Genomic DNA, 9,966 nt, shown 5'->3' on the forward strand with positions numbered 1-9,966 from the left:
GTTGAACCGGCAACGCCGAGCGACAGCCAGGTGACTGCCACCGAAGGGCGACTACGAAGAGAAGCACCTACTCAGCTGTCGCTGTCGCCGCGGCGGGAGCCTGTCTTTCTCTCGGCATGGGGATGAGGGGTGCCCGGTGTTTGCCGTACACAGTTGAGGGCTTCCTGGACGGTGGCACAGGGCGTGAAGAGTGTGTTGAGGCCCGTGGCTGTGAAGATCCGAAGGTGCCAGGGTTGGATACACACCAGCGCGAGTTGGCCATCTCGTTCAAGGACCCTGCGTCGCGCCTGGCAGAGCAGGGAGAGGGTGGAACAGTCGAGAAAAGTCACCGGCCGCAGGTCCACGACCACGCGGGCGTACTGCGATGCGGTGGCGGCGTCGGTGTGCACGCGGACATCGTGGGCATTGCTCACGTCGATCGCTCCGCAGAGCTCGACCACGGTGACCCCGTTTTCAAGGAAGCTGCGCGCGTGCCGACACGGCTCCGGAAGGCGGGACGGCTGCGGATGATCGCCACGCGGGACCGCGCCCATGTCTCGGTTGCTTGTGCCCATTGGCTGTTCCTGAAGTGAGACCCCCCATGAGGGGGGAGTGTTGCGGCCGACGGACCGTCACCAGGGGCTGGGGCAACGCCCAGCCACAGTAGGCACGGTGGATGATGCAGAAACGTCCATGCGCGCGACGATGCACTCGTGTGAGTGGTGCCCTTCGGAAGTTATTGCCGGTCAGTTGTTCGAGGCTCTTTACGGTTGAGAGCCCGTCTATGAACCCCTGTTGGTCTGGTCCGTGTGCCGCGGCCGGTACTCATGAGCTCCGGATGTGGAGAGCGCAAGCCTGACAGAGGCCTGCGGAGGCTTATCGGAGACCTGGACCGATCGGGTGGTCCACATGGCACGCGCGGAGGGGCTCCAGCGCACATCTGCTGCCGGTGACAGCCTCCCTGGTGTGGCGGCCGTCCGGGCTGTCCTGGTTGAGGGAGGGGGCGTTCATGCGTCGATCTGCGCAGGTTGCAGCAGCACTGGTGATGGTAATGGGATCAGCATTCGGACTCGCGGGTGTCGTCCAGGCGGCGCCCAGCGACGGTCCCGCCGTCTCTGGGGATGCGTGCTTTGAAGGAGGAGGCCGTGTGGTGCCCGGCCCGCTGGGAAGCTACGGGCCTGAGATGTGCCAGGGCGGCAAGCACGACGGAGCCATGATCATTCCGGGCTCGTGAGCGGCAACGCCTCAATCTGGCGTGGCGCGTGTATGAGATCAACAGGGGTTCAAAGATGGGCTCTGAGATAGGAAAACAGTACGGCTGGCCCAGCCGTCTGACCCCTCTGCGAGGGCGTTCGAACGCTCCCTACTGCGGTCGCCCGGCAGGCCATATCCTGGCTGCAGACCAAAGAATCACTGCGCTGTCACTGCCCGCGTGATCCTGTCAGGCTCCCAGCCCCCGAGTCGGAACCACACAGAGGCCCGGCTGGAGCCGCACCACCGACTGCACGGCTCCAGCCTCCGCACCCCGGCAGGTTGGGGAGCCTCCCGGCTCCCCAACCACAGGGGGAGCCGCGTGAGAATGCGAGGGGGGAGCTCCGCATTCTCACACTCGGGGGGGCGCCGTCAGGGATCGGCGCGCCCCGATCCGGCCTCATCGGCCTGCCTAGGCCTCGAACCCCGGACCACAGGGGTCCCTTCAGTAGGTGGCTTCTTGACCATGCCCGCTGTGCCCGATCCCGAATGCAGCCATGACCAGTTTCTGGTCTGATGGCGCCCTGGCTCGGCCGTGCCGTCGGCCCCGGGCGGCCAGCCTCACTCGCCCGGCCGTGTCGGTAGACGGCGGGATCAGGCTCCGTGGCGGGCCCGCTCAAGGCCATCGAGGATCAGATCGAGCCCGTACAGGAATTCGTTGTCGCGGTCGTAGTTCGGCTGAAGGAGGTGTTCAGCGGTCGTCTCCTGGAGTGAGAACCCGTATACGTAGCTGTCCAGGACGGACACCACGTGCGTGGTCATCTCAGCCGAGAAGCCTGCCCCCAGAAGCGTCGCGATCACGCCGTCGTGGTGGCGTGAGGTCCCGGGGGTGGCCCGCGACTCCATGAGGCCCGTCGTCCAGGGGTGGCGCGACATGACCGTGCGGGCGGAGACGGCCCGGCGGCGCATGGCCGTCCGTCAGTCCCTCTCGTCGGCTGGAAGATCGATCTCGGCGAAAACGGTGTCGATCATGCCGTCGAGCAGGTCCACCTTGTTCGCCACATGGCGATACAACGACATGGCCTCGACTCCGAGTTCCAAACCGAGCTTGCGCATGGTGAGCGAAGCGATCCCGCTCGCGTCGGCGAGGGCGACGGCTGTCCCCCCCCTGGTCAGCGGTGGCCGGGCTGCAGGCTCCGGGTGGCTCATCGGCGTCCTCCGGCCTTTCGCCTTGACATGCTTACGGCGTAAGCGTACGACTTGCAAAGTAAGCTGAGCTTACGTTGTAAGGGTTCGATCATGGTGTCCGAGCAGCGCAGAGCGAAGGACCCATTCAGGGCGGCAGGTCGCCCGCGGGTCACGCATGCGGCGGTGCGCAGCCGCCGCGCTCATCCGTGCAGTGCCGTCCAAGGAGGGCACCATGACGCCGGCTGCTCCCTACCCCACACAACTCGGCCTCAGGTGCACACGCCGCATCGCCCGTTGGCGGCCGCTCGTACACTGGCTCCTCGCGGTCCCGCAACTGATAATCGCCTACGCGCTCAGCCTGTTGCGTGGGGTCCTGACCTTCATCGCCTTCTTCACCGTGCTGTTCACACGGCACATCCCGCGTCCGCTCTTCGACGCAATGGCCATGACATTCCGCTACGAATGGCGCGTCGCGAGTTACGCGCTGTTTCTGCGGATGGACTACCCGCCCTTCGACTTCCAGTTAGCCTCCGGTGACGACGGCCTCGACCCGAACACCCTCGTCACGTTCGCCTACCCCGAGCGGATGTCGCGGTGGCAGCCCCTGATCAAATGGCTGCTCGCCCTCCCGCACTACCTGGTGCTGTTCCTGCTGAGCATCGCAGCGACGGTCGCCGTAACCGTGAGCTTCTTCGCCGTGCTCATCACCGGCGAATACCCTCTGGGTATCCGTGACTTCGTAGTAGGCGTCTACCGCTACAACCTCCGGGTCCAGGCCTATGTCGGCCTGCTCACCGACAGCTACCCGCCCTTCAGCCTGCAGGCCGACTGACCCAGCCAGACCCCGGCGACCGCCACGATCAGCAGGTCTATTGTGCGTCCGGCGACAGGGTCCGTGGGGCACACAGCGGTCGAAGGCCATCTCTTTCCCACTTTAGTTGCCGGCCTACCCCCCTCCCGAGTCCAGAACCGCCTCGTCCATGGCGTCACCCAACTCGCCGAGACTTCACCGGGCAACTCGCCGGCGCCGCACTGGCATCGGCCGCGCTGCTGGAACACCTGCCGGAGAAGGTCGCCGCTCGTGCTTGTGCTCGTGTTCGGGCTTTGGCGCGGGCTCATGCTCGTCGGCGAGAACGCGGGCTCACCCGCCTTCAGATTCACGTTCGGGCTCGCGGTCGGGCTGTACTGGCTTTCTGGCGCTGGTCGCCGCCAAGCCCCTCCTCCACCTGCACAACCTGCCCACACCGCCCGTCGAGCTGCCAGAACACGACAACGTCCGCGCCATACGCAAGTCCATCGCCGCCATCACCTCCCTGCCCCAAGCCACTCTTCGCCTCCTCACCGAACGCGTCGACCGGCTCGAAGCTGAACTCGCTGAAGTGGAGTTCTTCCTGCCGACCGGAGCCTTGCAAGGCGACCCGCAGTACCGCAACGCCCTACACCACAGTGACAAAGCAGTGCTGTGCGATTGGGGCACCGTGGCGTACGGCCACCCGGAGTGGGACCTGGTCGCCATCGAGGTTCACTGCCGACGCTTCGGCTACACCCCGGAGCAATACAAGGACTTCGCCACGGCCTACGGGTACGACGTCACCACCCTGGCCGGCTACCCGACGCTGCGCGACCTCCGTGAATTGCGCATGATCACCACGAATGCACGCAAAGTGCATCACGCCCCAGACAGTGTCCACGAAGTACTGCGCCGAGTAGACGCTCTTGGGAACGACGGCATAGGCGAGCGCTGGCACATTCTCTGACGAAACCGGCGGACAAGGACCAACGGACCGGGAACCGACGCCAAGGGCCTTGCCGCAGATGACGGGCCACGACGACGAGCGAGGCTGACGCAAGGAGCGCAGCCAGGACGCGCTGCAGAGCAGCCACATCATGAGGGCCACGGACCGGCCGTACACATCGAGCGCCGTGCCGCGGGCCCACATGGTGAGCGCGGACACCTCGGTTCCCGCGGGTGCCCAGAGCCCGAATCCAACGGGAACGAGCCCCAGTTGGGCGGTGGGCACGGGAGTGGCGAGGGCATGCCGCGGGCTCTCGCTGGGCCTACTCTCTACCCCCAGCAGGCCAGGTGTCGTCCGCGGGCTGATGGCTTCTTCCGTGCAAGTTCGCGGGCCGCCACACTGAGCATCGGAACGAACACCGGGAGGGTGGAGATGAGCGGGCATACCGTGACTCCGTGGGGCGTAACGCGCATGAGGCCGTTCCCTGAAGTGGTGTTGCCGGCCGTCGAGGTGGTTCTGGACCCCGAGTCCCAGACAGGACTGTGGTTGGGGCCCGACGGGCTGGAGACACCTGCGCTGGACCGGCACAAGCGCTCCGAGACGTCGAAGGAGACGACGACGAAGACCAGCATGGACGGCACTCCTGACCAGGGCTCTGACCAGGACGGGGATACCGATTGACGCCGCCTGCACCGGTCCTGGTGGTCTCCCGGACGGATGACGCGACGGCCGATGTGGTGATCGAGGAGCTGAACCGGCGCCGGGTTCCGATCGTCCGGCTCGACCCGGCCGACTTCCCGCAGAGTATCGGCGTCGACGCCCGCCTGGACGGCTCCGGGCTGTGCGGGCATGTGCGGACGATGACACGGGTCGCGGAGCTGGGCCGGGTACGGTCGGTGTACTGGCGCCGGCCCCGGCCGTACACCGCCCCGGCGGGCTTGGAGGAGCAGGACGCCCGCTGGTCCGTCGAAGAGGCCCGGTTCGGTCTGGGCGGCCTCCTGGCGTCGCTGCCCGGCGCGCACTACGTGAATCATCCATGGCGGAACCGCGATGCCGAGTACAAACCGGCCCAGCTGGCCGTGGCCGCCCGGTGCGGGTTCGAAGTCCCCCCGACCCTGCTCACCAACGAGCCGGACGCAGCGCGCGACTTCGCCCGCGAACACGGACCCGTCGTGTACAAGCCGCTGCGCAGCACCGACTACCACGATGCTCAGGGGCGGGCACTGACCGTGTGGGTCGACGAGGTGGACCCGGCAGACCTCACCGCGGGCATCGCCCAGACCATGCATCTGTTCCAGCACCGGGTGCCCTCGGTAGCCGATCTGCGAGTGACGGCTGTGGGGGAGAAGGTCTTCACCGTGCGGATCGACGGCGCGCCGGGACCGGACTGGCGCCGCCACTACGACGCCCTCACCTACACGCTCATCGACACCCCGCCCGAGCTGGCCAAGGGGGTCCGCTCCTACCTGGACGCCTTCGGGCTGGTCTTCGGCGCGTTCGACTTCGGCCTGGACGCGGCCGACCGTGCATGGTGGTACGAGTGCAATCCGAACGGGCAGTTCGCGTGGTTCCCCGAACCGATCACCACTCAACTCGTCTGCGCCGTCGCCGACCAGCTTCAGTACGCGGGAGAACACCGTGACCGTTGACACCGCCCCCTTGCGCCGCGCCCTGGCCGCCGAGATCAGCGGCAGCAACCCGACGCTCACCCCGCAGTGGAGCGACGCGGTCGCGGCAGTACCCCGTGACCTGTTCCTCGATACCGCGCTCTACCGGCCCGCAGACAGCCGGTGGGAGCCGGTGCACCGCGCAGATGTCAGCGCGCAGGAGTGGCTGCGCCTGGTGTACGCCGACCGAACATATGTGACCCAGGTCGACGGCGTGGACGCGGCCGACGCGACGGGCCCCATCTCGGGCACACCCACCTCGTCGGCGACCCTTCCCTCCCTCGTCGTACGCACGCTGCAAGTGGCTGGCCTGCAAGGAGGCGAGAAGGTGTTGGAGGTAGGCACGGGCACCGGCTACTCCACGGCCATCCTGTGCCACCGGCTCGGCGAGAAGCAGGTCGTGAGCATCGAGTACGACACCGCGATGGCCGCACGCGCGGCCACACACCTCAAAGAGGCCGGGTACGCGCCGACACTGGTCGCCGGGGATGGCCTGCAAGGACACCAGGAACAGGCCGACTACGACGCGGTCATCGCCACCTGCGCTGTCCGCTCCATCCCCCGGTCCTGGCTGTGGCAACTCGCCGACGGCGGGTCCATCACCACCACCATCAGCGGGTGGATGCTCGCCTCCGGACTCATCCGCCTCACCCTCGACGACACCGGCGCGGCTCACGGCCGCTTCACCGCCGACCCCATCTCCTACATGCTCGCCCGCCCGCACGAGCGCCCACCGCACCCGGGCCTCCTGCGGCACGACGGCAACACTCGCCCCGCACGCGTGGACCCCGCTCTACTCCAGGAATGGGCTGGTTGCTTCGTCGCACAACTCGCCGCGCCTTCCGCAGAGCTGATGACCACGGGCGACGGCGTGGTTCTGCGGGACGTGGCCACCGGCTCGCAGGCATGGACCGAAGCAGACGCCAGCGGTGCGACGGTGCACCAGCACGGGCCCCTGCGCCTGTGGGACCAGGTAGAAGCGGCGCTGGAGGCCTGGCAGGAGGCTGGGGCACCCGCGCTGACGGACTTCGGGATGACGGTGTCGGACAACGCCTTGGAGCAGACGGTCTGGCTGGGCTCCCCGGACGGCCCGCGCTGGCGCCTGCCCGTCTAACGGGGCCTCAGGTCCCCGGCAGACGCCAGGACCGCAGCCGATCGGAGATCTGAAACGAGTCCAGCCTCAGCAGCCGGATGTCGCCGCCCCCACCCGGTGCCGCGCCGTGCCGCCCGATCGCGGGCTGCGCGGCGCTGCTCGGCACACGGTGAGGTTCGCTCCATCGGTCGGGCGGGGGCCGGTCGGGCAGCGAGCTCTTTGTCCGCCATTGTCTTCGGCACGCATCAAACGTATCGTTATTCGATAGCATCGTTTTTCGATAACAGGATGGTAGTCATGGTCGATGACCGCAAGTTGCTCGAGCCTCTCTTCAGCGCGGTGTCATTGGTGCTTCGCATGGTGCTCGGCCTGGCAATGGTGGGCTTCATCCTGAGCCTGTTCGTCGACGGTATCCATGTCGCCTTCATCGGAGGCGATGTGTGCCTCACTGCGGACGGAATATCAGGCGGCTCATCCGACACCGATGCAATGTTCGGTGCACGTGAGGGGGTCAACGTCGCAGCATCCCCGAGGTACTGCACATCGGATCCAACTCGCAGTCAGCACGCCCTGGAAGCCCTTCATGACCTACCGTCGTTCATCCTGATGTGCGGCGGCCTGCTGCTGCTCAACAGGCTGCTCAGGGGAGCGGCCCGGCAGGGGGTCTACACCGCGCAGACCGCCTCCCGGCTGCGCGGACTCGGCTGGTGGCTGCTCGCCGGCAGCCTCGTCACCGAAGTCGCGCAGGCCATCGCCAAAACCCAACTGTTGGCGACGCTTGTCAAGGAAGACATGGCCGATGCCCTCGGCAATGCGTGGGACATCCCCTTCCTCCCCCTCCTCACCGCCTTGGGTCTGTTCACCTTCGCCCGGATCGTGCGCGCAGGCGTCGTGATGCGCGAAGACGTCGAGGCCACCATTTGATGGTTGTTGACGAGCAGCCACCGGACGGCCACGCGATCGAAGTGGATCTCGATCGCCTCCTCACGGAGCGAGGGATGACTCTCACCGAGCTGGCGGGCCGCGTCGGTGTGACCATCGCAAACCTCTCCATCCTCAAAAACGGCCGGGCCAAAGCCATCCGTTTCACCACGCTCACCCGTATCTGCCAGGTACTGGACTGCCAGCCGGGCGATCTGCTAAGCCACCAACCCCTCCGTGACCGTCAATGACCAAGCGCCGTCCTGTCACGGCCCTTTGACCATTGGTCACGATCAAGGCGGAGCGTCCCGTGCCGTCCCGGAACGGGCTATCGACGTGTCCAGCCCCTGCACCCTGGACGAAGCGGTCCGGCAGTCGGCACGGGCTCGACGCCGCCTTGATGGCGAGTGGCCCGTACGCGAGCCGCGCGCTGCTCATCACTGCAGCGTGACCGACCAGCGCACGAGGCAGTCCACAATGATCAGGCCAGGGCCTGGCAGCTGGAAGGTACCGCGGAAGGGGCCGCTGCTGCGGTGGAGTTCCTCTTCGCCCTCGCCGCCAGGTGATCGGTGCTTGATGCAGACGTGAACCGGCCCTGGTCCGAGCTCTCTTGCGGCTTCTCCTCGAAGCGCGCGGTGTCACTGGGCACGGCGGTGATCTCCGGCCCGGCGAACACGGCCTCCCACGGGCGCGTTTGGTCCTTCATCACGGTCCCCTTCCACGTCACCGAGGTCGAACTGTTCGGCAAGATCTGACCCAACGGGCCCGGCTGTCCTGCCATCCGCTCTCGCCGAGTTCTGCCAGGGATTCACGGACCGCCACCCCTGCGCCCCGGCTGGTTGCCCCGTACCACCAGTGGCAAGCCGAGAGCCTCACCCGTGAACTGCCCGGCGTGCACCGGGGGCGGTGCGCCGCCTACGCGGACACCGCCAGTGAGCACCTTAGCGTCGCGGTGGAGATCGCCCCAGGCAGCGACCCCGACAGCTTCGCCGTCGCCGGGCGCGAACGCGACCGGCCCGGGGCCGCGAATATCGGCCTGATCGGCCTCACCGCCCGCTACGCCCTCGATAACGACTTTCACATCGTCCTGGAGGGCATCCTGTACGCCGACCGCTACGGCACGATGCTCCAGGACTTGGTGCGCGCCCACCAGGGCGTCACACGGTGCTACCACCTCTACGTGCCCTTCGCGGAGAAGGTGCTCCGGCACGCAACGAAACCAGATGCCCAGTACCTTGCGCACGTCAACGAGGGCCACCTACGCGGCTGGTACCGAGAGAAAGACCTGCTCCCCAACGGCCTGGAGACCATCATCGACGCGGCCAGTACCCTGGACGACACCGTCCAACAGATCCTCTCCGAGAGCGGCCTGGACGGCATTCCCCAATCGACCGCTGAGGGGCGCTACCGCAGGTACGGTCATCGTCACGGCACCGACGACGGCACACACCATCGGACCCAGGGGGGCCAAACGGACCGCAGAGCATCCCGTGGGGTGGTGAGTGGCGATGGCACCTCCGCTCCGATGCCGAGATGGATCTCGTGCGCTCAAGGATGCGCCGTATTGAGTGCCCGACCTGTAAGGCTGCTGCGGGGCGGGCCTGCCGTACTGCGGGCGGCCGCCCGACCAACGAACACCGTGCACGCCGTGACGCCGTCGTCCCCATCGCGTACGTGAAGTGGCGGAAGGAGGGTCTCATCCCGGAGCAGCGGACCTTCACGATTCCGGCCGTGCTTGAGGAGAGGGAGAAGGCCCGCGCCGACTTCAACGTGGAGACCGCTCCGGCCGGCGGGGTGGTGATCGTCCGTATGGTCCTCAGTGACCGGCTCGGGCTGTTTTGCAGGGTGAGGAGGCCATGGACCGCATCGACTTCGCCGCGCGCAAACTGATCGAGGTCCGCGGGCCGGTGGGGAGGTCCGGCCCGGTCACCGTCCTCGCCAGCGAAGTGGCCTCGTTGCCGGCTGCGAACGCCGGGCCCGAGGGCGGTCCGGATGCCCTGTCCGACGCGATGATCCGCGCGCGGATCGACATGGTCCGCAGGATGAAGGCGATCGAGAAGGAACGGGCCGAGGGCTGTCCGGCCGGCCGCGCCCTGCCGGGCCGTGGGGTTCTGCGGCCCGGTGGAAAATCAGGGGAGTTTGATGGAGAAGACGACCCGGTCTCCGGTGCGTTGCTGGCCGGGTGCCACGT

13 protein-coding genes and 1 pseudogene are annotated in these 9,966 nt (G+C 67.2%); 11 read left to right on the forward strand and 3 right to left on the reverse strand.

Annotation, left to right across the window (positions count from 1 at the left end; genetic code table 11):
• Positions 1-71 precede the first annotated feature (71 nt).
• The 3 genes from ACZ69I_RS38595 to ACZ69I_RS38605 all read right to left on the reverse strand — a co-directional run bounded on the left by ACZ69I_RS38595 (position 72) and on the right by ACZ69I_RS38605 (position 2,379).
• Positions 72-554, reverse strand: a complete 483-nt coding sequence (locus ACZ69I_RS38595; RefSeq protein WP_467682961.1) for an STAS domain-containing protein — start codon at positions 552-554, stop codon at positions 72-74.
• A 1,270-nt stretch (positions 555-1,824) separates the two neighbouring features.
• Positions 1,825-2,139: a TetR/AcrR family transcriptional regulator C-terminal domain-containing protein gene (locus ACZ69I_RS38600; protein WP_470837177.1), complete on the reverse strand. Its 315-nt coding sequence runs from the start codon at positions 2,137-2,139 to the stop codon at positions 1,825-1,827.
• A 9-nt stretch (positions 2,140-2,148) separates the two neighbouring features.
• Positions 2,149-2,379 (reverse strand): TetR family transcriptional regulator, encoded by a 231-nt coding sequence (locus ACZ69I_RS38605; protein ID WP_470837178.1) that lies wholly within the window; start codon positions 2,377-2,379, stop codon positions 2,149-2,151.
• Between the two features lie 211 nt (positions 2,380-2,590).
• Between ACZ69I_RS38605 and ACZ69I_RS38610 the strand changes: the two genes are divergently transcribed.
• From ACZ69I_RS38610 to ACZ69I_RS38660, 11 genes and pseudogenes are all read left to right on the forward strand, one after another.
• Positions 2,591-3,190: a DUF4389 domain-containing protein gene (locus ACZ69I_RS38610; protein ID WP_467682964.1), complete on the forward strand. Its 600-nt coding sequence runs from the start codon at positions 2,591-2,593 to the stop codon at positions 3,188-3,190.
• Positions 3,191-3,443: 253 nt separating this feature from the next.
• Positions 3,444-4,115: a phosphotransferase family protein gene (locus ACZ69I_RS38615; RefSeq protein WP_470837180.1), complete on the forward strand. Its 672-nt coding sequence runs from the start codon at positions 3,444-3,446 to the stop codon at positions 4,113-4,115.
• 450 nt (positions 4,116-4,565) lie between these two features.
• Positions 4,566-4,775 (forward strand): putative ATP-grasp-modified RiPP, encoded by a 210-nt coding sequence (locus tag ACZ69I_RS38620; RefSeq protein ID WP_467682966.1) that lies wholly within the window; start codon positions 4,566-4,568, stop codon positions 4,773-4,775.
• Positions 4,772-5,743: an ATP-grasp ribosomal peptide maturase gene (tgmB, locus tag ACZ69I_RS38625; RefSeq protein WP_470837182.1), complete on the forward strand. Its 972-nt coding sequence runs from the start codon at positions 4,772-4,774 to the stop codon at positions 5,741-5,743. Before ACZ69I_RS38620 ends, tgmB begins: the two co-directional genes overlap by 4 nt.
• Positions 5,733-6,875 carry an ATP-grasp peptide maturase system methyltransferase gene (gene tgmC, locus ACZ69I_RS38630; protein ID WP_470837184.1) on the forward strand — a complete coding sequence of 381 codons (1,143 nt, stop codon included), beginning with the start codon at positions 5,733-5,735 and terminating at the stop codon, positions 6,873-6,875. The genes tgmB and tgmC overlap by 11 nt, the downstream gene beginning before the upstream one ends.
• A 276-nt stretch (positions 6,876-7,151) precedes the next feature.
• Positions 7,152-7,778, forward strand: a complete 627-nt coding sequence (locus tag ACZ69I_RS38635; protein WP_470837185.1) for a hypothetical protein — start codon at positions 7,152-7,154, stop codon at positions 7,776-7,778.
• On the forward strand, positions 7,778-8,026 hold the full coding sequence (locus ACZ69I_RS38640) for a helix-turn-helix domain-containing protein (protein ID WP_470837187.1): 249 nt from the start codon (positions 7,778-7,780) through the stop codon (positions 8,024-8,026). Before ACZ69I_RS38635 ends, ACZ69I_RS38640 begins: the two co-directional genes overlap by 1 nt.
• A gap of 318 nt (positions 8,027-8,344) precedes the next feature.
• Positions 8,345-8,530 carry a hypothetical protein gene (locus ACZ69I_RS38645; RefSeq protein WP_470837188.1) on the forward strand — a complete coding sequence of 62 codons (186 nt, stop codon included), beginning with the start codon at positions 8,345-8,347 and terminating at the stop codon, positions 8,528-8,530.
• Between the two features lie 197 nt (positions 8,531-8,727).
• The gene (locus ACZ69I_RS38650) at positions 8,728-9,453 is read left to right on the forward strand and encodes a P-loop NTPase family protein (protein ID WP_470837191.1); all 726 of its coding nucleotides are present in this window, start codon (positions 8,728-8,730) and stop codon (positions 9,451-9,453) included.
• On the forward strand, positions 9,339-9,665 hold the full coding sequence (locus tag ACZ69I_RS38655; protein WP_470837189.1) for a zinc finger domain-containing protein: 327 nt from the start codon (positions 9,339-9,341) through the stop codon (positions 9,663-9,665). Before ACZ69I_RS38650 ends, ACZ69I_RS38655 begins: the two co-directional genes overlap by 115 nt.
• Positions 9,632-9,966 (forward strand): annotated as a pseudogene (locus ACZ69I_RS38660) (hypothetical protein); the annotation flags it as partial. The gene ACZ69I_RS38655 and the pseudogene ACZ69I_RS38660, both read left to right, overlap by 34 nt.

It is taken from the genome of Streptomyces sp. NPDC036815 (assembly GCF_055609205.1).

What these genes read in the sequence shown, in the direction of transcription:
- ACZ69I_RS38595 (WP_467682961.1), bottom strand. Translation starts at nt 554, where the DNA reads ATGGGCACAAGCAACCGAGACATGGGCGCGGTCCCGCGTGGCGATCAT.
- ACZ69I_RS38600 (WP_470837177.1), bottom strand. Translation starts at nt 2,139, where the DNA reads ATGCGCCGCCGGGCCGTCTCCGCCCGCACGGTCATGTCGCGCCACCCC.
- ACZ69I_RS38605 (WP_470837178.1), bottom strand. Translation starts at nt 2,379, where the DNA reads ATGAGCCACCCGGAGCCTGCAGCCCGGCCACCGCTGACCAGGGGGGGG.
- ACZ69I_RS38610 (WP_467682964.1), top strand. Translation starts at nt 2,591, where the DNA reads ATGACGCCGGCTGCTCCCTACCCCACACAACTCGGCCTCAGGTGCACA.
- ACZ69I_RS38620 (WP_467682966.1), top strand. Translation starts at nt 4,566, where the DNA reads ATGAGGCCGTTCCCTGAAGTGGTGTTGCCGGCCGTCGAGGTGGTTCTG.
- ACZ69I_RS38635 (WP_470837185.1), top strand. Translation starts at nt 7,152, where the DNA reads ATGGTCGATGACCGCAAGTTGCTCGAGCCTCTCTTCAGCGCGGTGTCA.
- ACZ69I_RS38640 (WP_470837187.1), top strand. Translation starts at nt 7,778, where the DNA reads ATGGTTGTTGACGAGCAGCCACCGGACGGCCACGCGATCGAAGTGGAT.